General features: G+C 68.5%; 17 protein-coding genes, 1 tRNA gene and 3 pseudogenes. 4 read left to right on the top strand and 17 right to left on the bottom strand.

What is annotated here, in order from left to right; genetic code table 11:
• Positions 1-298 precede the first annotated feature (298 nt).
• Entirely contained in the window at positions 299-598 is a 300-nt protein-coding gene (locus tag D7223_RS31900) for a DUF2716 domain-containing protein (protein WP_238162322.1), read from the bottom strand.
• Between the two features lie 264 nt (positions 599-862).
• On the opposite strand from D7223_RS31900, the pseudogene D7223_RS34400 reads away from it, so the two are divergent.
• Positions 863-1,108: pseudogene (locus tag D7223_RS34400) on the top strand (pentapeptide repeat-containing protein); the annotation flags it as partial.
• 152 nt (positions 1,109-1,260) lie between these two features.
• Here D7223_RS34400 and D7223_RS33825 read toward each other — a convergent pair.
• From D7223_RS33825 to D7223_RS31880, 5 genes are all read right to left on the bottom strand, one after another.
• Complete coding sequence (locus D7223_RS33825; protein ID WP_238162321.1) at positions 1,261-2,454, bottom strand: AfsR/SARP family transcriptional regulator; 1,194 nt, start codon at positions 2,452-2,454, stop codon at positions 1,261-1,263.
• Between the two features lie 299 nt (positions 2,455-2,753).
• Complete coding sequence (locus D7223_RS31890; protein WP_120733335.1) at positions 2,754-3,560, bottom strand: MBL fold metallo-hydrolase; 807 nt, start codon at positions 3,558-3,560, stop codon at positions 2,754-2,756.
• A gap of 570 nt (positions 3,561-4,130) precedes the next feature.
• Positions 4,131-7,373 (bottom strand): NACHT domain-containing protein, encoded by a 3,243-nt coding sequence (locus D7223_RS32620; RefSeq protein WP_147252541.1) that lies wholly within the window; start codon positions 7,371-7,373, stop codon positions 4,131-4,133.
• Between the two features lie 129 nt (positions 7,374-7,502).
• On the bottom strand, positions 7,503-8,333 hold the full coding sequence (locus D7223_RS31885) for an integrase (protein WP_147252542.1): 831 nt from the start codon (positions 8,331-8,333) through the stop codon (positions 7,503-7,505).
• A gap of 18 nt (positions 8,334-8,351) precedes the next feature.
• On the bottom strand, positions 8,352-9,386 hold the full coding sequence (locus D7223_RS31880; protein WP_120733330.1) for an NsdA family TPR-like regulatory protein: 1,035 nt from the start codon (positions 9,384-9,386) through the stop codon (positions 8,352-8,354).
• 1,029 nt (positions 9,387-10,415) lie between these two features.
• Between D7223_RS31880 and D7223_RS31870 the strand changes: the two genes are divergently transcribed.
• The 3 genes and pseudogenes from D7223_RS31870 to D7223_RS31865 all read left to right on the top strand — a co-directional run.
• Positions 10,416-10,586: a DUF6284 family protein gene (locus tag D7223_RS31870; protein ID WP_238162326.1), complete on the top strand. Its 171-nt coding sequence runs from the start codon at positions 10,416-10,418 to the stop codon at positions 10,584-10,586.
• Positions 10,586-10,681: pseudogene (locus tag D7223_RS34425) on the top strand (RRQRL motif-containing zinc-binding protein); the annotation flags it as partial. The gene D7223_RS31870 and the pseudogene D7223_RS34425, both read left to right, overlap by 1 nt.
• Positions 10,675-11,565: pseudogene (locus D7223_RS31865) on the top strand (tyrosine-type recombinase/integrase); the annotation flags it as partial. The pseudogenes D7223_RS34425 and D7223_RS31865, both read left to right, overlap by 7 nt.
• Positions 11,566-11,649: 84 nt before the next feature.
• Here the strand turns inward: D7223_RS31865 and D7223_RS31860 are convergent.
• From D7223_RS31860 to D7223_RS31810, 11 genes are all read right to left on the bottom strand, one after another.
• Positions 11,650-11,723 (bottom strand) — tRNA-Pro (locus D7223_RS31860).
• Between the two features lie 202 nt (positions 11,724-11,925).
• A complete protein-coding gene (gene der, locus D7223_RS31855; protein ID WP_120733328.1) occupies positions 11,926-13,329 on the bottom strand; it encodes a ribosome biogenesis GTPase Der in 1,404 nt (467 codons plus the stop codon).
• Positions 13,326-14,006 (bottom strand): (d)CMP kinase, encoded by a 681-nt coding sequence (gene cmk / locus D7223_RS31850; protein ID WP_120733326.1) that lies wholly within the window; start codon positions 14,004-14,006, stop codon positions 13,326-13,328. Before cmk ends, der begins: the two co-directional genes overlap by 4 nt.
• Positions 14,007-14,183: 177 nt before the next feature.
• Complete coding sequence (locus tag D7223_RS31845; protein WP_120733324.1) at positions 14,184-14,954, bottom strand: pseudouridine synthase; 771 nt, start codon at positions 14,952-14,954, stop codon at positions 14,184-14,186.
• Positions 14,941-15,822 carry an SMC-Scp complex subunit ScpB gene (gene scpB, locus D7223_RS31840; RefSeq protein ID WP_120733322.1) on the bottom strand — a complete coding sequence of 294 codons (882 nt, stop codon included), beginning with the start codon at positions 15,820-15,822 and terminating at the stop codon, positions 14,941-14,943. Before scpB ends, D7223_RS31845 begins: the two co-directional genes overlap by 14 nt.
• 5 nt (positions 15,823-15,827) lie before the next feature.
• Complete coding sequence (locus tag D7223_RS31835) at positions 15,828-16,871, bottom strand: segregation and condensation protein A (RefSeq protein WP_120733320.1); 1,044 nt, start codon at positions 16,869-16,871, stop codon at positions 15,828-15,830.
• Positions 16,872-16,912: 41 nt separating this feature from the next.
• Positions 16,913-17,836: a ParA family protein gene (locus D7223_RS31830; protein WP_120733318.1), complete on the bottom strand. Its 924-nt coding sequence runs from the start codon at positions 17,834-17,836 to the stop codon at positions 16,913-16,915.
• Positions 17,837-18,030: 194 nt separating this feature from the next.
• Positions 18,031-19,023, bottom strand: coding sequence for a site-specific tyrosine recombinase XerD (locus tag D7223_RS31825; protein ID WP_120733351.1), 993 nt, complete (start codon positions 19,021-19,023; stop codon positions 18,031-18,033).
• A complete protein-coding gene (gene ald, locus D7223_RS31820; protein WP_120733316.1) occupies positions 19,020-20,135 on the bottom strand; it encodes an alanine dehydrogenase in 1,116 nt (371 codons plus the stop codon). The genes D7223_RS31825 and ald overlap by 4 nt, the downstream gene beginning before the upstream one ends.
• Positions 20,136-20,485: 350 nt before the next feature.
• A complete protein-coding gene (locus tag D7223_RS31815) occupies positions 20,486-21,091 on the bottom strand; it encodes an NUDIX domain-containing protein (protein ID WP_120733314.1) in 606 nt (201 codons plus the stop codon).
• The gene (locus D7223_RS31810; protein ID WP_120733312.1) at positions 21,088-22,827 is read right to left on the bottom strand and encodes a CTP synthase; all 1,740 of its coding nucleotides are present in this window, start codon (positions 22,825-22,827) and stop codon (positions 21,088-21,090) included. The genes D7223_RS31815 and D7223_RS31810 overlap by 4 nt, the downstream gene beginning before the upstream one ends.
• Positions 22,828-22,908: the final 81 nt, after the last annotated feature.

The raw sequence follows: 22,908 nt of genomic DNA, 5'->3' as shown, positions 1-22,908 counted from the left end.
GTACCGTAGCGACGTGATCCCAGCCTGCCCCGAGTGCCACACAGCAGGCGTTCCTTTGCTCTTCGGCCGGCCCGTCCCAGAAGCGAGAGCTGCTGCCACCGACGGCCGGCTCGCGCTCGGTGGATGTTTCCTCCCCGAAGAGCCGCTACCGAACTGGCAGTGCCCACGGCAGCATCGGTGGCGTGACGCCGATGAGAGGGCATGGCAGCAGCGGCTCCTGGCCGTGCTCCTCGCGCACGGCTACACCGAGCCCGACGACGACATCTCCGCACGCCACCCGCCTGGACATGCTCGTTGATCATGCCGTGGTGGGTCGGCCGTCCCGGCGGATGACGTGTCGAAGCACCGCGTGGACGTCCACGGCGATCGCGTCGAGCAGTTCAGGGCCGAAGATGCACAGCGACGACTCCCACGGGTGTCCGAAGGAGCCGGACCGGAAGCCCTCGGACGGGTAGATGTGATAGTCCCCGTCGGGATACGGCGACAACGGCCAGCCCGGCCGTCCCGGCGGATCGAGATTCTCAGGTCTGATGAGTGTCGGCCAGACCCGATAGCACCGGTGCTGCCAGTCCAGGCACAACAGCGGCCCCTCCCCCACCAGCGACGCGAAGCCCGCCTAAATGACCTGGGTAAGGGCCGGAAGTCGAACATCGCGTAGAACCGGTCCCATACACGAGTCGTTTCACCGCGCAGCTCTTGATACGCCCTCGTCGCCACCGCCGCCCCGTAACCAAAGCGCGGTGGTCGAGGACGGAGGTTCCGACGCCGGGCGTCCTCGGCGATCACGCGAAGCTTCAGGCTGCGGCATCGCGGATGGGGCGGGTGTGCGCCGTCGGTGGGGCAGCCGGGCTAGAGTCCGCGCATGGCTGCTCGGATGTCGGACGGTAGTGGTTCGGGGGTCAGCCGCCATCGGCGGCCGGCGAAGCCACGACCGCCGGCCGCGCTGGGCCTGGCCACCGCCGAGGATCACAGGCTTGAACCCGAATCGACGTTCCGTCCGCTGGCGTTCGCCGACCTCGACCTGTCGGGGCAGGCGGCCGACGGGGTGGAGTTCACGCAGTGCCGGTTCACCAGCGCGGACCTCAGCGGCGTGCAGCTCGACGGGGCGGCCTTCACCGACTGCCTCGTCGAAAGCACGAACCTGGCGAACCTGCGGGCCGAACGGTCGTCCATGATCCGGATCGGACTGTCGACACTTCGGATGACAGGCGTGCACTGGATCAACGGGGTGCTACGCGACGTGACGGTGTCCCCTGGTGATCACCAATCGGCAAGGTTGCTTCGAAGCCCGTGGGCGAGCGTGACGGTCGTTTCCTGGGGTTCGGCGTCGAGGTCGGCGAGGGCTTTGGTCAGGGCGCGTAGGAGGGTGCGGATGCCGTCGGTGTCGCCGAGGGCGTGGCGGGCCTGCATTGCCTTGGCGTAGAGGGCCTCGTTGTAGCGGTCCAGTCCGATGGCTTTGTCGAGGAGGTCGGATGCGGCCTGTGGGTCGGTGTCGATGAGGTCGTCTGCCAGGAGCAGGTGGGCTTCGGTAGCCCAGCGGCGCACGGTTTCCCGGTGTGGTGGCAGCCATTCGTAGTCGTGGCCGTCGGCCAGTGGCGCGGTGTAGAGGTCGCAGGCGGCGGTGAGCAGTTGGCGGCGGCGTGGGCCGGCGGCGATGGTGGCGGTGCGGAGCAGGTCGCGCAGGGCCCAGACGTCGACGTCGACGGCGACGGGGTCGAGCCGGTAGCGTCCGGCGTTCTTGAAGACGTAGGCGTTTCTGGCCTCGTGGGTGCCGGCGCGGGCGAGGACGTGTCGCAGGTTGCTGGCGTTGGTGTGGACGCGTTGGTCGGCTTGGCTGGGGCGGGCGTCGAGTTCGAGGTATTCGCCGATCTCGCGGGTGGTGACGCCGTCGGGGTGGCAGGCCAGGAAAACGGCGAGTTCGAGGGCTTTGGCGCGTAGTGGTCGGCCGGGTTGGGTGATGTTGTCGATGCGCGGCTGCCCGAGCACCCGTAGGTGCGCCTTGCCGGCAGCTTCGGGCTCGACGGTCGCGGTGACCGGTGCAGACGGATTGGGCGGTGCGGTGTCGGTCCGGCTCGCGTGCAGTGGAACCACCGGGCTTGGTGCCGCGTCGGTGGGCAGCGTGGTGGTCTCCCCCGTCTGCGCCTCGCGCAGAGTGGCGAGAATGCCGATGGCGGTGGGGGTGTCGAGAACGGGCAGGCGTCGGGGGATCGATTCGATCGCCAGCCCGGAGGCGTGGGTGACGTGGCCGTCCGGGGCGATGTCGAGGGTGACGCCGTGCGGCCATTCGCCGAGCAGCACGGCGGACACGCCCAAGGCGCCGCCGAGGGTGAGAGCGGTCTTGGTCCGCATGGATGCGACGGCGGGCGGGGCCGCGGTGATGACGACGAGCGGCGGTAGGGCTTCCTCGTCGGGTGCCTGCTGGCGCAGGGTGTCCAGGTCGGGAAGTGTGGACACGGGCGGAAGCGGCTCGGCAAGGAGCTGGTCCGGCCTGCGCTGCCAGGCTGGCGGCCACCTCCAGGAGCCGACCGCCGTTGACCCTCGGCACCCGTGCCAACAGGCACGCAACGGGCACGGCGCGACCGGAGGATTATGAGATCAAGTCGCCCACCCCGTCGACCGGGGCAGATGGAGATCTAGCAGCGGAAACGCCTCTCGACATCTCCCACCACTCCCCCGTCGTCCGTTGACCTCTTGCGGACTAGATGCGGACCGCTCGCTTGTTGGGGCGGCGCAGAGAGAGCGTCAGTTACGTGTCAGAGGGCGACGAAGGGGGCGCCCAGGTGGGGTGTGGCGAGGAGGGCGGGGCCGTGTGCGGTGAGGGTGCGCAGCAGGGTCGTGCGCGAGGTGCGGGCGGTGGCTGGGTCCTCCTCGTGAGCGTACGCCAGGTCGGGGTCGATCAGCTGGATGGCGTGGACCAGCAGGTCGCCGGTGAGCAGCAGGCGTTCGCCGTTCGCCTCCACCAGCACCGACTGGTGGCCGGGGGTGTGGCCGGGCGTGCTCAGCACGCGTACCTCCGGGGTGAGGGTGGTGTCGCCGTCGACCACCCGGAGCTGACCGGCGGCGCGCAACGGCGCGACCAGGCCGGCCGGCAGGCCCGGGTTGATCGTCTCCATCACATCTAACTCGGCCCGTTGCACCACGTAGTCCGCATTCGGGAAGTAAGGGCGGCCGGGGGTGCCGGTCACCGCCCAGCCGATGTGGTCGCTGTGCAGGTGGGTGAGGACCACGGTGCGCACGTCGGCGGGATCGATGCCGGCGGCGGCCAGCTCCTCCGGCAGCCGGCCGGGCACCGGCGCCCAGCTCGCGGCGGGGGAGTCGGCCGAGCCGATCCCGGCGTCGACCAGGGTGACCGGCCCGTCGCCGGCGCGCAGGGCGAAGCTACGGAACTGCAGCCACCATTCCCCGTCGGCGGTCACCGACGCGGGATCGCGCCGGTCGGCCGCGCGCCAGTGCGCCTCCGTCGCGTCCGGGAACGCCTCGACGCGGGGCTGGAAGAACGGGCCCTCGCCATCGGTGAGGGCGGTGACCGTGATAGACCCGAGGGTGCGGCTCCGTGGCATCCGGTGATGCTGCCAGCGATCTTCTGCGCCGTCCACCACGATTCCCGGCCGACACCCGCGGGCCTGACGCTGCTGAGCGGATCTCTGAGGAGGGCCGGGGTTCGGGGCAGAGCCCCGAGGTCTTCAGGGTCTTGTCGTCCGTCAGCGTGGCCGGCCGGGCCGGCGCGGCCCGCTTGCGGGCCGCCTTGATCCAGAAAGCGAACGATTCGGCAGCCATCCCGGCTGGGCACTTGAGACTTGACCGTCGGTCAAGCAGCGCTAGGCACGCTTCAACTTGACTGATCTTGGTCCCCAGAACGGCGAAAGGGCCGACCCGATTTCCGGATCAGCCCTCTGACCTGCGTCGGGACGGCCGGATTCGAACCGACGACCCCTTGACCCCCAGGACGAATCGCTACTCGTCCACGCACGTCACGCAAGCAACTTTAAAGTTCAAGCCGTGCAGTGGACGACGGTGCGCGCGCTAACGAGCATTACGTGTGGTCCCCGTCTGGTCCCCACCGTCCACGGAGCTTTGCCCACCCCGCCACATGGGGCTGTCAGCCCGTTAACGCAGGACTGCAGCGTGTTTCATCGTTTCTTTCCGGCCCTCCCCTTAAGTGCATGGAGCGCGGCCTCAATGGATGAGCGGCGCGATTTAGCGGAGGAGTCGACCAGAAGGCCGCTAAGAATAACCCTAGCCTCCCGAAGCTCATGCGGTTCGGCTTGCGACTCTCTAATCAACCGCCACAGGTTTCCCTTATATTTCTCAATGATAGGCGGATGTGCCACTATACATCTAGCGATGATAGAAGGAGTTAACGCATATCGCGCCCCGAGCACCTCTAGGCACCTTACAGAGGTTGCCTCGGTCAAAAATGCCGCATCGCGCGCCAGACAAGCTGCAAACAATTCCATCGTGGATAATGAGAGCATGCCTCGCTCAGCGTAATCCACAATTTGGATATATTTGTTCTCGCGAACGTCGTTGGAGATCCGATGCATGCCTACAAGCAGATGATGCGCTCTGGTGCCTGGCCCATTCTTTACCGCATTGTCGTACCAGGAAATCCTACCGCTGGTGATCCACGCGGCCAACTGCCGGTCCCCAAGCAAGTAAGCCTCTGCTTCCGACGGTGCCGGCTCAGCGAAGAACGCGCCCACCATCTCTGCATAGCCCGGGGGCTGCCCTCCATAGATGTGCGTGACAGGGAGGGTCCAAGACTCCTCCGTTTTACTATCGGGCCCCGAATATAGCGACTTGGTTAGCGATATCCAGCCATCATCATCTAGGCTCGCTCGCCACAAACGAACCATCGAGCGCCACCAACGGGCGACATCTACGTTAGGAGGCGCAATCTCGCGTATAGCGGTTCCTCCCGGCGAGATGGCTGCAAGAATGGCAACCAGGTTGGCCCCATAGTGAGCCACCCGCTCGAAGTTGTCGGCCCCGAACCTATGATTACGGGACCTATCGATGCTCTCCGAATAGGCTGTACCCCAGGTCGAATTGTCGCGGAATTGCTGAATCGCCCGCTTAACCACAACTGGAATCCAGACCTGAAGATCCTCTGCTCGGGCGGCGAAAAGCTCGCTTACGAAGTTGAGGATCGGTGGGCGCTTACTCAACGGCTCGTGAGAAAGCAACGCCCTGAGTAAATTATCGTCGAAGCGATTAGGGTATGGCGACGGATTGTAGAATGCAGTAGCTTCTAGCTCCGCGAACTGATCCAGTAACTGCATCACCTCAAGGGCGATTAGGTACTCTCCGAATGTCGCGTGCAGAAATTCATACGTCCTCTCTTGGCCTAGCCGCTCATCCAGTGCCGCATCACCACGTGGTGAGTGTACGAAGAAGAACTGTCCCACCGTCAGAGCAGCGCGGTCCAAACCTTGGTCAAAGTCGGTGCGGCCGGCAAGTCCCCTGCCGAACAAGGCATCTAGATCCGCCCGAAGCTCGTTATGCGATACATGTTGTCGACCTCGATTAAACATGGCGAAGGCTGCAACGCTAAGATGCCGGCGCCGCATCACCAGCTCTCGCTTCATGTCTAGGTCACGGCGCTGCTGTTCGATCTCCTTGCCGATATCCCGTTTAACGAAGTTGTCTATTAGAGCCGAGTAGAGGTCGGCGTTCGACTTCAGTGCAGAAATATCTCTGGCCTCTGGGTCGGCCATGTATAGAGCGAGCAGGAGAAGAAGTAGCGGTTGGCTCGCTATAGACCCGAGCGAGTCGAACATCTCAATCGCCAGAGGACGGAATAGTTCCACCGAGCGATTGGTCGAATTCCATACTCTCAGCCAGTCCCTCACCTGGCCAGCGTCGAAGTCCTCCAACTTAATAATCGGCATGTCATGAGGAATGTCGACACGATCGGCGACTACTGTGCGCGAAGTTACGATGACCGCTACAGGCCGACCCGATACGGTCTCTTCGCGCTCTTGAAACGCTATTACGTCGTGCAAGTATCGTGACTGTGACACTCCACTGGCCTGCACGAGTTCATCGAGTCCATCCAGCAGCACAACCCGGATCGTCCTATCTCCGGTCTCTTCCGAGAGCCGGCTCCAACTCAACCTGCCGTGCGAGGTCTCGGCAAGGGCAGTCTCGATTTGAACGTAGATAGGAGTTGTGGCATCGACCCGGCGTAAGGGCACCCATACCGCAGTGTGTGTTTCGGCCGGCAAACGCGCAGCAATGATTCTTGTCAGGAGCGACTTTCCGGCACCCGGATGGCCGAGCACCAGCAACGGCATCCCTGTGCTTATCGGAGCAGCCAGATGCGCTGCCAACAGGAGGTCTAGATCGCTTCGTGGCTGCACCGCCGCCCACCAACCCTCCTCTGAGGGGCGAGACTCCCGCGACTTCCGGACATACTTGAAATTGGGCGTGACGTAGCTATCAGCCAGGGCGGGGAGCCGGAGGTGGGGAGCGTAGGTCATGAAGTCCGCAGCCAGAATTGGCTTTACCAGCTCGGCTGCATTAAGTCTCCGCAGATAACTGCTCTGCGCCTCACTGACCGCCCCGTCGAGCCCGGCACGTTTTTGCCCAACGTTGCTTGTGATTGATCTTTCTAACAGTGTCTCCAATTTCGCTAAAGCGCTAGACTGCGATTGAATGATCTCCTCAACAGATAGCCTGAGCTGCTGTCGCGTCGCAGCACTCTCGCCAACAGCAATCCAGCTTTGAAACTCTGGAATGTCTCCAGCTAGCCTCAGGTAGCCGTCACGATACTTGACCAGCGCTTTATCAACGACTTTTGCCTTTATCTCATTACCCAAAGTTGGCCTGCGAGCCGCTAGCGCCTCCCATGCCGATAGCCCATTTAGAAACTCGACACAGTTTACCGCCATATTTTCTAGCGCCGGTCGGACCTCCAGCCGTAAGGTTTCCCTGAAACCTGATCCGTTCCATGGTTCTGGAACCTGGATATAGGTAAGCCTCTCAACCAGCTTTGTTTTGCCGATCTTCCCATGCGGGAGCAATGAAAGTTTATTGCCATCCGTCAGTTTCATACTTGACAACTGTGGCAATTCTTCGCCCAGCGCTTCAAAGAATGAACTGATCAATAGAACGGCATTCGCGGCGTAAATCAGCTCATGCCGTTCACGGCCTGTAACTCCCATGAGGGCCTCTCCCGCCTTATCGGCAAGAGCGCGCAGAATCCGAACACCTTCGTTCTTTTGGTCAACAAGCTGAAATATTTCGCCGAATCCCAGGGGCCCACTGCCAAGTACGGCGCCTCCAAGAACCTTATCAAGGTGTTCCAATATCGCGTGGTCGTGCTTACCGAGCAGCGCCAGTGCGGTCTTGTACTCAAGCTTCGGTCGCATTCGCTTACTCCCCGGACTGTTGAAGACGTAGCGGTCGGCGCCATGCAGCACCTGGTCAACGGGTTGTCACCAGGCCCCGCTGTGTTCTCGCAGCCGAGAGTCTGGACGGTGACAGGGGTGACAGCTAGGTCATGAGCGTCGGTTTATTAACGGCTTGTCGAGCATGAGCTGGGCCAACGAGGCATCGTCATGGCGCTTGGTCCGCGGGTAACTGTCCCCGTGCGGGTCGGCAGCTTCAAGGGAGCGGACGTGCGCGATCAGACCTGCGGGGCCCAACTTTTCGAGCAGGTCGAGGAACTCCGGCCAGCGATAGATCTCCATCTGGTCCACCGGGCGGGTAGCGCCATCTGAGAAGACGGTTGCTCGGACGAGTGCGTCTATCGGGTAACTGGCGGTCCGGGCGTACTGGGCTGCGGCCGGGTCAGCCGCAGCCACCCACCATCCATCGGGGCGGTTGCGGGTCGCGGTCTGCCGCGCCACCAGCGCGGCTAGGGCGTTGGCGTGTTCAGGGGTACCGAACCGCATCCCCGCGACTGCAGCCGGCTCGGTGCCGCTGATCTCCTCGATAGACAGGTCGCACGTGACCTCCGGTCCGGTGTCGAGGTCGACCACCACGCTCACATCGGACAGCGCCAGTGCATCCACTCGATCAGGCCCCACCCGCAAAACGCCGACGGCCGCACACGGCGTGCCCGGGTTAGTCAGATCGCAAGTGTCGACATGCAACGCAGCTACAGCGGCGATGCCCGCCGCCAAGCCATCCACTAGAGGCACATCCGGTGAGGCGACCAACGCGGCCATCGTTCGGACGCCGAGCTGGCGCGCGTACCAGGCCACGCCGTGGTGACAGCCACCGAACGGGATGCCTGCCCCGTCCACGACCACCGCCAGGTCGGCGGAGGCGATCACGAAATCCTCGTTGGGGCGGCCGGGTGCGGCGTCGGTTGCGAGCGAGAACAACGGTGATGGCCTCTCTGGTCAGGCAGCGGTGGTCAGCAGGTCGCGCAGCTTCGCCACGGCTGGGTACGACGCCCAAGGCCGTAGCTGGCCGAGCAGATTCCGCAGGTCGTTGAGGGTGCGTGACGATCCGGTCGTGACCGCGATAGCGAAGGACTCTTCAGCGCACACACATGCCTCCTCCGGACTGCCGGCAAGCACATATGCCTGAGCAAGGCGGGAGAGGTACTGGCCACGGTCGCGATGGTAGTCCGGTGGAAGCGTGTCGAGAACCGTCGTGAAGGCCGACACGGCGGCCGAGGCGCGGCCGAGTTCCAGGTGGCACTTCGCCCGGGAGATGGCCAGGTAGAGCCGCAGGTCGCAGTACCGCCCATCGGACGGATCGCCCTTCAGCGGCGTGTCTGCACCACCAACGTCAAGCAGTCCTTCGGCCAAGTCCAAGGCGCGGTCCGCCTCTCCCCCTTCACCATGGACCGCATAGCCGAGTGCTTCGGTCTGGGCAGCAATGGCGCGTATTCGCAGCGTTTCCGGTCCCCGATCACGCTGGGCGGCGCTGGCCAGCCGTGCGGCATGGGCGCCGTTGCGGGCGCTGATGGATTGAACGGCACGGCGGGTCAGGACGAAGGCAGCCATCCGGTCATCCTGGCCAGCCGCGGCCCACTCCAGCGCGCGGCGGTACCACGCCGTAGCGCCCTCTGTGTCGCCCGCGTCTTGATGAAGCCAGCCTGCAAACTCGGCGTACCCAGCGCCCACCCGCAACAGATCGTCCAGCGATTGACCCGACGCGTCTCGCGCCATCTGCTCGATGGTGTCGGCATGAGCCGTGATGGCAGGAAGCAGTGCGCGCGGACCAAGCAAGTTGTCTGCCGTGTAGTGGTCACGTAGCGAACGGCGAAGGAACCGGAGCAGGTCTGGTGTCACTCGGCGGGCCGTGACGGTTCTCGGCGGCAGCACGGGAGACGTCGGCGTCTCGGGCGCTGATTCGGGGGCAGGCTGCGCCGGCTCTTGAACAAACTGCGCGAACCGTGCCAACGCGTCGTCGTCCGCGCGCTTCACGCCACGTCAAGGAGCTGCTGAGTACGCATTGCCAGTTCCGCGTCCGGCTGCCCCTCCCACTTCGTCACGCCTCGGGTGGACACGCCTAGGTGCCCGGCGAAGTCATCGAACGTCATCCGCAGCGCCAGCCGGAGTGCACGCGCGTTCTGCCCCGTCCACGTGGCAACGACGTGCATGCGCCTACCTCCCCCGCAGGCAGTGTTTCCGGGGAGTCTAGCGGCGTACGTCAATCAGGGTTCGCCAGACGAGTTCCATGTTCATGCATCGCCGGTTCCATGTAGTTCATGGGAAGTCGACGGCTACTCACGTTGACTAGAGCCCATGGAAACGAACTGGACCTGCCAAGGGGACCTGAGGCCGATACCCAGGTTCAGACTTCGACCGAACCTCGGCGAGGGCGGGATGCCTGCCACTCCCGGACCGCCGCCGGCCGCCAGACTGGCGACCGGCCGAACATGCGGTCGGGGGCGGGAGCCTGCCCTCGGGACACGTAGGCCGCCCACGTAGCACGGCTTACCGGCGCTCCCGCCGCCTTCAGGAACGCTAGTACGTCGGCAGTCGTCCACCAGTCAGTCGGTAGCTCACCCGTCGATTCAGACATCACCAGCGAGAGTACGCCACCCGACACTCAACACGCCGCGCTGATCAGGGTTCACGCCTTGCGCTAATACAACGTCGAGCTGTAGCGTCCACATCAGTGAATACAACGTCGAGTTGTATTGCGCCGCTCGTCAGCCGGGCGGAAGCCGGGGAAGGCAGCGCTTCGACGCTGCGCGCCTACGGACCACCGTGCACCCGTTCATTGACAACACAAGGGCTGTCACCTCCCCGGAAAAGGTGACCGCGCACGGCTGAGGTCCGTGCAGCTCATCTCCACATTGGCGCTGGCGGGCGCGGGCTGTCTTGGTCCGCGCCACTGCGCTCCCCCACTGCATCGACTACCGGAGGTTTTCCATGAGGAAGCGCCTCGCCCTCGTCACCGCCGAGCCGACCGCCGCCGACCTGGCTGTCATCGAACGTGAGTGACCGCTGATCGCGGCCGAGCTGGATGTCCTGGACGCCGAGATCACGATGCTGTACGCCGAGGACCACGGCGGCCCGACCGTCCTGGATTGGCGGCGGTTGCGCCGGGCTGAGGCCCGCGTCACCCGCGCCGCTGCCGACCTGACCGCCCGCACCGACCCGCGCCGCGCGGCCTGATGTCGCGCATCCGCGCCGCCTACTTCGATCCGGACGGGGCGCGGTACGGCATCCCCACCTTTTGGTGGCGGGGTGCCCCGCCCGGCTACGCCACCGGGTAGTGCCGACGCTCGGTCACATTCCTGTTCGGATGATTACCAATGGTGTGGTGGACCGAGCGGTTCACTCCTGGATTGCCCACGAATACAGCCGATCGACGGTGAAGAACTTTCTCGCCGTGCTGGTCCGCGTGATGGAACAGGCCGTACGTGACGGCATCATCCAGCGAAACCCCGCCCAGGTGACCGGGTGGCAGCGTGAATATCAGCGGGCAGAGGATGAGTTGGACGACCCTCGCTCGCTCGCACTGCCCGATTGGGAAACGCTCAACGGTCTCGCCGATGCGCTGGTCAAACGGTCCGCGAACAACTTCACTGGATGGGCCGACGTGGTGATATTCGCCGCCTGTACCGCCGCGCGGATCGGCGAGGTTTCCGGCGTCCGGGCCGAGGACATCGACCGGAAAGCGTGGATATGGACCGTGCGCCGCCATACCACGCCCGGTCCGGGTGGCCTCATCGACAAGGGCACCAAGGGAAAGCGCGCCCGGACCGTGCCGCTGATCGAAGAGGTACGGCCGATCGTCGCTCACCGCCTGGACGCAGCATCCAAGCCCGATTCCCGGCTGTTCACTGGGCCGCGCGGTGGTCGGATCAGCACCGCTGTGCTGCGGGACGCGACGCATTGGGATGAGGTGGTCACCACACTCGGATACGAACACCTACGCAGACACGACCTACGGCACACCGGCCTTACGTGGATGGCCGACGCCGGGGTCCCCGTGCATGTGCTGCGGAAGATCGCCGGTCACGGGTCGCTGACGACGACACAGCGATACCTGCACCCCGACAGGCAGTCAATCACAGACGCTGGAACAGCCCTCAGCGCTCACTTGAAGGCCCGCCGGTCCCCAGGTGGTCCCCAGCTACGCGCCGTCTAGGTCAAGCAATCCCCACTGTTCCAGCATGAATTAGAGGCCGTCAACCAGGGCGAACAACCCGGTTGACGGCCTCTTTTCGTGCTGTCGGGACGGCCGGATTCGAACCGACGACCCCTTGACCCCCAGTCAAGTGCGCTACCAAGCTGCGCCACGTCCCGATGCCCTCGCGCGGATCCCCCCGCGACGGCCGGTACAGCTTAGCGCAGGATCTTCCACCCGTTCGCACCCGCCCCTCCGGTCCCGGCGCGTGGCCGACCGGGCGACCGGGTCACCACCTCTAAAGCGTCCTAGGAGGGTGGTGAAAGGGGAGGCCGGGTGGAGGAGGACCCCCCACCCGGCCTTGTCGAACCAGCGCGGCGGTCAGCCGTGGGTCTTGCCCCGGCCGCCGGGACCGAGCTTCTTGCGGGGCCGTACCGAGATCTCGATCGGGCTGCCCTCGAAGCCGAACTCCTCGCGCAGCTTGCGCTCGACGAACCGCTGGTAACCGGGGTCCAGCGGAGCGGTGGTGAACAGCACGAAGCGCGGCGGGGCCACGCCGGCCTGGGTGGCGAACAGGATCTTCGGTGCCCGGCCGCCGCGCACCGGGTGCGGGGTCGCCTGCACCAGCGCGGTCAGCCACGAGTTGAGCTGCGCGGTCGGGATGCGCGTCTCCCAGCTGGCCAGGGCCTTGCGAAGCGCCGGAGCCAGCTTGTCCACCGCGCGACCGGTCATCGCGGACAGGTTGAGGCGGATCGCCCAGGGGATGCGGCGCAGTTCCCGCTCGATCTCCTTGTCCAGGTAGTACCGTCGGTCGCCGTCGACCAGGTCCCACTTGTTGAACGCGATGACCAGTGCCCGTCCGGTCTCGGTGACCATGGACAGGATCCGCTGGTCCTGCTCGCTGATGACCTCGCTGGCGTCGAGCAGCACCACCGCCACCTCGGCCGCCTCGATGGCCGAGGCGGTACGCAGGCTGGCGTAGTACTCGGTGCCGCTGGCCTTGCCGACCCGCTTGCGCAGCCCGGCCGTGTCGACCAGCTGCCACGTCTCGCCGCCGATCTCCACCAGGCTGTCCACCGGGTCGACGGTGGTGCCGGCGACCGCGTCGACGACCGCCCGCTCCTCGCCGGAGAACCGGTTGAGCAGGCTGGACTTGCCCACGTTCGGCCGGCCGACCAGGGCCACCCGGCGCGGCCCGCGCGGCCGGTTCTCCACGATCTTCGGCGCCTCGGGCATCGCGTCGAGGATGGCGTCGAGCAGTTCGCCGGAGCCCCGGCCGTGCAGGGCGGAGACCGGCATCGGCTCGCCGAGCCCCAGCGACCACAGTGCGGTCGCCTCCATCTCGATGGCGGTGTTGTCCGCCTTGTTCGCCACCAGGATCACCGGCTTCGCGCTGCGGCGCAGCATCTTCACCGCGGCCTCGTCCACGTCGGTGGAGCCGACCACCGCGTCGACCACGAAGATCACCACATCGGCGGTGACAATGGCCGCCTCGGCCTGCGCGGCGATCGCCGCGGCCCGGTCCTTGGCGTCCGGCTCCCATCCGCCGGTGTCCACCACGGTGAACTGCCGGCCGTTCCACTGCGCGTCGTACGGCACCCGGTCCCGGGTCACCCCGGGCACGTCCTCGACGACCGCCTGCCGGCGGCCGATGAGGCGGTTGACCAGCGTCGACTTGCCCACGTTCGGCCGGCCGACGACCGCGACCACGGGCTGCGGGCCGGTCGGTTCCTCGGTGTCGAGGTCCGGCTCACGCAGCTCCACCCACCCGCCGGGCTCGCTCATGCCACGCCCCGCTCGGTCAGCAGGTCACGCAGGCGGGCGACGACCTCGTCGATGCCCAGCTCGGTGGTGTCCAGCACGACCGCGTCGGCGGCCTGGGCGAGCGGGTCGATCTTGCGGGTGGAGTCGAGCCGGTCCCGCCGGGCCAGGTCGGCGGCGGTCGCGGTGACGTCGCTGGCGTCCTCGGCGCTGCGCCGGGCCGCTCGGGCCGCCGCCGAGGCGGTCAGGTAGACCTTCAGGTCCGCGTCCGGGGCCACCACCGAGCCGATGTCGCGGCCCTCGACGACGATCCGGCCCGCGTTGACGATCATCTCCCGCTGCCGGGCGACCAGCAGCTTGCGGACCGCCGGCACGGCGGCCACCGCGGACACCGCCCCGGTCACCTCGGGCCCGCGGATGTCCGCGTCCACGCCCACCCCGTCGACGGTCACGCCGTACCCCTGGGGGTCGGTGCCGATGCGCAGGTCCACCTCGTCGGCGACCTTGGCCACCGAGCCGGCGTCGGCCCGGTCGACGCCGGAGCGCAGCACCGCCCAGGTGATCGCCCGGTACATCGCGCCGGTGTCCAGGTAGCGGGCACCGATCCCGACGGCGAGCCGCCGGGAGACGGTGGACTTACCCGAACCGGACGGCCCGTCCACGGCGACCACGCAGCGCCCGGTCCGTTCGTTTTCCTCCACCGTCGTCCTCCTCAGCCCGTACCTCACGGAACATCCTGTTCCGCGAGCGGTAACCACACGTTCTCCATCATGCCCGCCGCCGCGCCGGGCACCCAGGCGCCGTCGCCGGAGGCGACGCCCGCCACCCTCCGTGGGCCGCACGGAGCCTACCGGCAGCCGTACCCCGGCCCGCGCGCGTCAGTCACCCACGGCCTTGAACAGGGCGGCGACCTCCGCGTTGGTCAACCGCCGCAGCCGCCCGGTGCGCAGGTCGCCAAGCTTGATCGGCCCAATCGAGGTACGCACCAGCCGGGACACCGGGTGCCCGACCTCGGCCATCAGGCGCCGGACGATGTGCTTGCGCCCCTCGTGCAGGCTCAGCTCCACCTGGGCGGTCTTGCCCAGGGTGTCCACCAGCTTGAACGAGTCGAGTTTCACCGGCCCGTCCTCCAGCTCCACCCCGGTCAGCAGCCGCTTGCTCAGGTTGCGCGGGATCGGCCCGGCCACCTCGGCGAGATAGGTCTTGAGCACCTGGTACGAGGGGTGCATGAGCTTGTGGGCGAGGGTGCCGTCATTGGTCAGCAGCAGCAGGCCCTCGCTGTCGGCGTCGAGCCGCCCGACGTGGTAGACGCGCTGCTCCACCCGCGCGCCGATGAAGTCGGCCAGCTCGGTGCGGCCCTTCTCGTCGGCCATGGTGGTGACCACGCCGCGCGGCTTGTTCATCGCCACGTAGACCAGTCGCACGTCGGCCTGCAACCGCTCACCGTCGACGACGATGACGTCCCGGGTCGGGTCCGCCTTGTCGCCCAGCTGCGCCACCCGCCCGTTCACGGTCACCCGGCGGCGGAAGATCAGGTCTTCGCACGCGCGTCGGGAGCCCACGCCGGCGGCGGCGAGCACCTTCTGCAGGCGTTCGGTGCCGGTGTAGACGGGGGCGTCGGACTTGGGGGCGCGATCATCGCGTGGCATCGGCAAGCTCTTCTACGTCGTCGGGGAGGAACGGGGCCAGCGGCGGGAGGTCGTCGACGCTGTTCAGCCCGAGCTTCTCCAGGAACATCGTGGTGGTGCGGTACAGAAAGGCACCGCTGTCGGATTCGGTGCCGCACTCCTCGATCAGACCGCGGGACACCAGCGTACGGATGACCCCGTCGCAGTTGACACCGCGGATGGCGGAGATCCGGGAACGGGTGACCGGCTGCCGGTAGGCGACCACCGCCAGGGTCTCCAGCGCGGCCTGGGTCAGCCGCACCGACTGCCCGTCCAGCACGAACCGCTCCACGTACGTCGCGTATTCCGGCCGGGTGTAGAGACGCCAGCCACCGGCGGCCCGGCGCAGCTCGAAACCGTGCCCGGCGGCGGTGTAGCCGGCGGCGATCTGGTCGAGTACCGGCCCGACCCGTTCGGCCGGCTGCTCCAGCACCTGCGCCAGGACCAGCTCGCTCACCGGCTCGTCCACCACCAGCAGGATCGCCTCCAGCGCGCCGCGCAGCTCCGCGTCGTCCAACTCCGGAGCCGGCTCCGGCGCGACCGCCGCCCGCCGCCGAGGTCGACGTGCCCCTTCCGGTACGCCCGCACCCTCCCCCGTCGACTCCGCGCCAGCCGACGCCGCGTCCATCGGCTCGCCGGACACTGCAGAGATCTCAGGAAGTTCCGGCCCGTTCCCTCCGGGATCAACGCCGGGGGCGTCGACGGAGGCATCGTCGGCCGGTTGGGCAGGCGCAGGGGCGACCTCGGAGGGGTCGGTGCCGGTGGGTGCAGCGGGTCGGGGCCGGTCCCACGGGGGCACCCAGGCGGCCGCCTGGTCGGCCAGGGAGTCCTGGCGCTCCTCGTCGTTCATCGCGCTCACTCCTCGGTTCTCCCCGTGCTCGCCCGCCCGGCCGGGTCAACGGATCCCGCCGGCCCTTCCACCGGCTCGGCGCCGACCGCCGGGGCGGCCTCGGAACCAGCCGGCTCGGCCGGACCAGCCGGCTCGGTCGGACCAGCCGGCTCGGTCGACCCGATTGCCCCGTCCGCCGGCTCGGGCGAGCCGGCGTACTCGTCGATGTGCAGGTCGGGTCCGCCGTCGGCGGGGCCGGTCCAGCGTACGGTCAGCTCCTCCAGCGCCTGTTCCTGGACGAAGGCGACCAGGCCCTCGCGGTACAGCTCGAGCAGCGCGAGGAACCGGGCCACGATCTCCAGGGTGATCTCGCAGTCGGCACAGAGCAGCGAGAACGGGGCGGTGCCGGCGCGGCGCAGCCGTTCGGTGAGGATCGCCGCGTGTTCACGGACGCTGACCCGGACCATGTGCACGTGCGCGATGGACACCTCGGGCACCGGCCTCGGGGTCATCGCCCGGATCGCGAGTTTCAGCAGCCGCTGCGGGCCGATGCCGAGGACCAGGTCGGGCAGGGCCTCGGCATACCGGGGCTCCAGGGTGACCGCCCGCGGGTAGCGCCGCCCGCCGACCTCCTCCAACGCCGCGATGTGCGCCGCCGCCTCCTTGTACGCCTTGTACTGCAACAGCCGCGCGAACAGCAGGTCCCGGGCCTCCAGCAGGGCCAGGTCCTCCTCGTCCTCCACCTCCGCGGCGGGCAGCAGCCGGGCCGCCTTCAGGTCGAGCAGGGTCGCGGCGATGAGCAGGAACTCGCTGGTCTCGTCCAGGTCCCACTGGTCGCCCATGGCGCGGATGTAGGCGATGAACTCGTCGGTGACCCGGTGCAGCGCCACCTCGGTGACGTCCAGCTTGTGTTTGCTGATCAGTTGCAGCAGCAGGTCGAACGGGCCGGTGAAGTTCGCCAGCCGTACGGTGAAGCCGACCTGCGGGCCGTCGACCTCGGCGGCCGGCTCCGCCTCGACCAGCGGATCGGCGGCCGGCGGCGCGGTCGGGTCGAGGGGTGGCGCGGTCACCGGAGAACCGTAGTCCACGCTGCGGGCACCCGGCCTTCCGGCTACCGCTCGGACTGCGCGGCGATCACTTCGCGGGCCAACTGGCGGTAGTTGCGGGCCCCGGAGGACGCCGGGTCGAGGGTGGTGATCGGCGCACCGGCGACGGTGGACTCGGGGAACTTCACCGTCTTGGTGATCACCGTCTGGTAGACCTTGTCGCCGAACGCCTCGACGACCCGCTGGAGGACCTGCCGGCAGTGGGTGGTGCGGCTGTCGTACATGGTCGCCAGGATGCCTTCCAGCTCCAGGTCGAAGTTGAGCCGCTCGCGGACCTTGTCGATGGTGTCCAGCAGCAGCGCCACCCCGCGCAGCGAGAAGAACTCGCACTCCAGCGGAATGAGCACGCCGTGCGCGACGGTCAGCGCGTTGATCGCCAGCAGGCCCAGCGAGGGCTGGCAGTCGATCAGAATGTAGTCGTATTCCTTGCGGACGCTGCGCAGCACCCGGGCCAGGGCCATCTCCCGGGCGACCTCGTTGACGAGCTGTATCTCCGCCGCCGACAGGTCGATGTTGGCCGGCAGCAGGTGCAGGCCCGCCACGTCGGTCTTGATCAGGACGTCCTCGGCCATGACGTCGTCCTGCATCAGCAGGTTGTAGACCGACAGGTCGAGGTTGTGCGGGTTGACACCCAGGCCGACCGAGAGGGCACCCTGCGGGTCGAAGTCGACGAGCAGCACCTTGCGGCCGTACTCGGCCAGGGCCGCGCCCAGGTTGATGGTCGTGGTGGTCTTGCCCACCCCGCCCTTCTGGTTAGCCATCGCGATGATCCGGGCCGGCCCGTGCCGGTCGGTCGGCATCGGCTCGGGGATCGGCTTGCGCATCGTGTAGGCCGCCGGATCCGCGGGACCGAGATCCGCACCGAGCGTGGCCTGCTGCTCGCGGAGCTCCGACGTCCAGGTCTCGGCACGGTCACCGTTGCCCGCCATGTCCTCGTTGCCCCCTCCCGACGACCACCCGGCGTCGGAGTCGACCGACGTCCCTTCGCGGCGCCGCCGCGTTCCCGCCAGCCCGCGTCCTTCAGCCAGTCCGCGTCGCCCCGCCAGGTCCGCGCCGATCCCGACTGTACGCCACCGGCCAGCAGGCCGTTCGGCACCGGTGCGGCGTGTCGGCGGACGGCCTGTCAGCCCCGGGCCCGGGGGTGCGCGGTGGCGTACACCTCGCGCAGCCGCTCCACGGTGACCAACGTGTACACCTGGGTGGTGGTGACCGAGGCGTGGCCGAGCAGTTCCTGCACGACCCGCACGTCGGCGCCGCCGTCGAGCAGGTGGGTGGCGTAGGAGTGGCGCAGGGTGTGCGGGGAGACCGCCTCCGGTCCGTCCACCGGCAGTCCGGCGCGCTGCGCGGCCCGGCGCAGGATCGTCCAGGCGCCCTGGCGGGTCAGCGCCCCGCCGCGGGCGTTGAGGAACACCGCCGGCGTGCCCCGGCCGGCGGCGACCAGCGCCGGCCGGGCCCGCACCAGGTACGCGCGCAGCGCCTCGACCGCGTAACCGCCGATCGGCACCAGGCGGCTGCGCCCGCCCTTGCCGTGCAGCAGGGCCGCGCCGTCGGCGACGTCCACGTCGTCCACCGCCGCGCCGACCGCCTCGGAGATCCGCGCGCCGGTGCCGTACAGGAACTCCAGCAGCGCCCGGTCGCGCAGGGCCAGCGGCGCGCCGTCGCCGGTGGCGGTCACCGGGCCGGCGGTCTCCAGCAGCCGGACCACGGCCTCGACCGGCAGTGCCCGGGGCAGCCGGCGCGGCGGCGTGGGCGGGCGGACGTCCCGGCTGGGGTCGGCGCCGGCCAGTCCCTCGCGCAGGGCGAAGCGGTGCAGGCCGCGCACCGCGCTGGCGGCGCGGGCGGCGGACGCGGCGGCCAACGGTGGGTGCAGGTCGTCGCCGGCGCGTAGTCGCGCCAGGTGCGACTCGACGATGCCGGGGCCGACGGCGGCCAGCTCGGCGACGCCGTCCGCCGCGAGCGTGTCGAGGTAGCGGTCCAGGTCCCGCCGGTACGAGGCGAGGGTGTTCGCGGACAGGCCGCGCTCGACGGTGAGGTGGTCGAGGTAGCCGCGTACGGCACGTCGCAGGGCCGGTGCGGGCTGCCCGCCCGCACCGGCCCCGTCGACGGACGTGGTCAGCTCAGCGCCTCGGCCAGTGGCAGCATCGTCATGCCGTGCGCCTCGGCGACCGGGCCGTAGACGACCTGGCCGTCGTGGGTGTTCAGGCCCAGCGCCAGGGCCGGGTCGCGGCGCAGCGCCTCGCGCCAGCCGTTGTTGGCCAGTTCCAGGGCGTACGGCAGGGTGACGTTGGTCAGCGCGTAGGTGCTGGTGTGCGGCACCGCGCCGGGCATGTTCGCCACGCAGTAGAAGATGGACTCGTGCACCTGGTAGGTCGGCTCGGCGTGGGTGGTCGGCCGGGAGTCCTCGAAGCAGCCGCCCTGGTCGATGGAGATGTCGACCAGCACGCTGCCCGGCTTCATCCGCGACACCAGCTCGTTGGAGATCAGCGTCGGGGCCTTCGCGCCGGGCACCAGCACCGCGCCGATGACCAGGTCGGCGTCCAGCACGGCGCGCTCGACCTCGTACGCGTTGGAGGCGACCGTCTGCAGGTGGCCGCGGTAGATGGCGTCGGCCTGCCGCAACCGGGCGACGTTCTTGTCCAGCAGCAGCACCTCGGCCTGCAGGCCCAGCGCGATGGCGGCGGCGTTCATGCCGGAGACACCGGCGCCGATGACCACCGTCTTCGCCGCGTACACGCCGGAGACGCCGCCCATCAGGATGCCGCGCCCGCCGCCCTGGCGCTGCAGGTGGTACGCCCCGACCTGCGGGGCGAGCCGGCCGGCCACCTCGGACATCGGGGCGAGCAGCGGCAGTGACCGGTCGGGCATCTCGACGGTCTCGTAGGCGATGCCGGTGACCTTCCGGTCGACCAGCGCGTCGGTGCACGGCTTCGAGGCGGCCAGGTGCAGGTAGGTGAAGAGCACCTGCCCCGGGCGCATCCGGTGGTACTCCTCGGCGATCGGTTCCTTGACCTTGAGCACCAGTTCCGCGGTGTCCCACACGTCGTCGGCGGTGGCCAGGATCTTGGCGCCGGCGGCGGCGAACTCGTCGTCGCCGATGCTGGAGCCGACCCCGGCGCCGGACTCGACGAAGACCTGGTGGCCGGCGCGGACGAACTCGTTGACGCCCGCCGGGGTGATCGCGACCCGGTACTCGTGGTTCTTGACCTCGCGGGGGATTCCGACCTTCACGATGCAGACACCTCTCTTCGGGGCCGCTCACCCCCGACCGCCTCGGTGCCACGACGGCCCCATTGCCGCCGCGGTCCACCGGTCCCGCCGGCGGCAGTCTAGGCGCGCCCGACGCCGCCGAGGGCCAGCACAGTGACACCCGGTGCCGGGCCGGCCTGACGGACTGTCAGGTGTGGCCCGCCGCCGGTCGACCACCGCCGCACCGCCAGGACAGTGCTCCCCCATTATCGCCGCACCGGGCGTGTCCCGCCCGTGACAGCGCGGACGTGGATCGCCGGTCGGCGGCACCGACGCGAGGGGGCCGCGCGGTTCGCGCCGCGCGGCCCCTCTTCCGTACCCCCCGGGTGTGGTCAGTGTGGCGGCGGCGCGTCCGGACGGCGCAGCACCGACCAGCCGGTGTCCCGGGCCCGGGCGGCGGCCAGCAGCCCGGCCACCGCGGGGCCGTTGGTGATCTCGCCGGCGAGCACCATCCCGACCGCCTCGTCCAGGTCGATCCGGACCACCTGGAGGTCGGCCTCCTCGTCGTGCCGGTCGTGCCGGCGCTCGGCCGGCACGTCGGCGAGGTCACGGGCCAGGAAGACCCGCACCGGCTCGTTGCTGAACCCCGGCGAGGTGTGCAGGTCGACCAGCAGGTCCCACCGACCGGCGGTCAGGTCGACCTCCTCGGCCAGCTCCCGGGCCGCGGTGGTGGCCAGGTCCTCGCCGTCGACGTCGATCAACCCGGCGGGCAGCTCCCACAGGTGCCGGCCGACCGGATGCCGGTACTGCCGGATGAGCACCACCTGACCGGCGTGGTCGAGCGCCACCACGGCCACCGCGCCGACGTGCCGGACGTAGTCGCGTGTCGCGGTGCCCCCGCCGGGCATGGTCACCTCGTCGCTGACCACGTCGAAGACCCGGCCCCGGAACCGCTCGGTGCGGTGCCGCAGCTCGTAGGAGTGCTCGACGCCGCTCACGAGGCCGAGGTCGCCTTCGGCGCGGCGTCGTCGCGGCCGGCCTTGGCCACCGGTACCGCGTCCAGGTCGACCGGCAGCTGGTCGGCCTCGGAGTACGCGACGGCCGCCTGCACGAACGACGCGAACAGCGGGTGCGGGCGGGTCGGCCGGCTCTTCAGCTCCGGGTGGGCCTGGGTGGCCACGAAGAACGGGTGCAGCTCCCGGTCCAGCTCGATGAACTCGACCAGCCGGCCGTCCGGCGAGGTGCCGGAGATGTGCAGGCCGGCCTTGGTGAGCTGGTCGCGGTAGGCGTTGTTGACCTCGTACCGGTGCCGGTGCCGCTCGCTGACCTGCGTGCTGCCGTACGCCTCGGCGACCAGCGAGCCCTCGGCGAGCGTCGCCGGGTACGCGCCGAGCCGCATGGTGCCGCCCAGGTCACCGCGACCGGCGACGATGTCCTCCTGGTCGGCCATGGTGGCGATCACCGGGTGCACCGCCTCGGCGTCGAACTCCAGCGAGTTCGCCCCGTCGAGGCCACCCAGGTGCCGGGCGACCTCGATGGTCATGCACTGCAGGCCGAGGCAGAGGCCGAGCAGCGGGATGCCGTTCTCCCGGGCGTGCCGGGCGGTGCCGATCTTGCCCTCGATGCCGCGCACCCCGAAACCGCCGGGGATGACGACACCGTCCACCCCGGCCAGGGCCGCGGCCGCGCCGGCCGGGGTGACGCAGTCGTCGCTGGGCACCCAGCGCAGCTTCACCCGGGCCCGGTGGCCGAACCCGGCCGCCCGGATCGCCTCGCTGACCGACAGGTACGCGTCGGGCAGGTCGACGTACTTGCCGACCAGGGCGACGGTGACCGTGTGCCGGGGCTGGTGCACCCGGTCCAGCAGATCGTCCCAGCTGGTCCAGTCCACGTCCCGGAAGGACAGGCCGAGCCGGCGCACCACGTACGCGTCGAGGCCCTCGCGGTGCAGCACCTTGGGGATGTCGTAGATGCTCGGCGCGTCCGGTGCGGCGACGACCGCCTCGCGGTCCACGTCGCAGTACAGGGACAGCTTCTCCTTCAGCTTCTCCGGGATCTCCCGGTCGCAGCGCAACACGATGGCGTCCGGCTGGATGCCGATGTTGCGCAGCTGCGCCACCGAGTGCTGGGTCGGCTTCGTCTTCAGCTCACCCGACGGCGCCAGGTAGGGCACCAGCGAGACGTGCAGGTAGAAGCAGTTGTCCCGGCCGAGGTCGTGGCGGATCTGCCGGATCGCCTCCAGGAACGGCAGCGACTCGATGTCGCCGACGGTGCCGCCCACCTCGGTGATCACCACGTCCGGCAGCTGGCCGTCGGGGTCCGGGTCGGCCATGCCGAGGATCCGGGCCTTGATCTCGTTGGTGATGTGCGGGATGACCTGGACGGTGTCGCCGAGGTATTCGCCGCGCCGCTCCTTGGCGATCACCTCGGAGTAGATCTGGCCGGTGGTGACGTTGGCCTTGCCGGACAGGTCGCGGTCCAGGAACCGCTCGTAGTGCCCGACGTCGAGGTCGGTCTCGGCGCCGTCCTCGGTGATGAAGACCTCGCCGTGCTGGAACGGGTTCATCGTCCCGGGGTCGACGTTGAGGTAGGGGTCGAGCTTCTGCATGACCACGCGCAGGCCGCGCGCGGTGAGCAGGTTGCCCAGGCTGGAGGCGGTGAGGCCCTTACCCAGCGAGGAGGCAACGCCCCCGGTGACGAAAATGTGCCTGGTCGTCCGTGCTGATGGGGCCAAGGCCTGCTCCCGTGTCGTCCGTTGCGGTCGTGCAGACCGCCGTGCCGATCAGCTCAGTGATCACGCGATCCACGGGATTCC

Origin of the sequence: Micromonospora endolithica (assembly GCF_003626595.1) — a bacterium.
Taxonomy (GTDB): Bacteria; Actinomycetota; Actinomycetes; order Mycobacteriales; family Micromonosporaceae; genus Micromonospora; species Micromonospora endolithica.
This window is presented reverse-complemented; position numbering and strand designations above follow the sequence as displayed.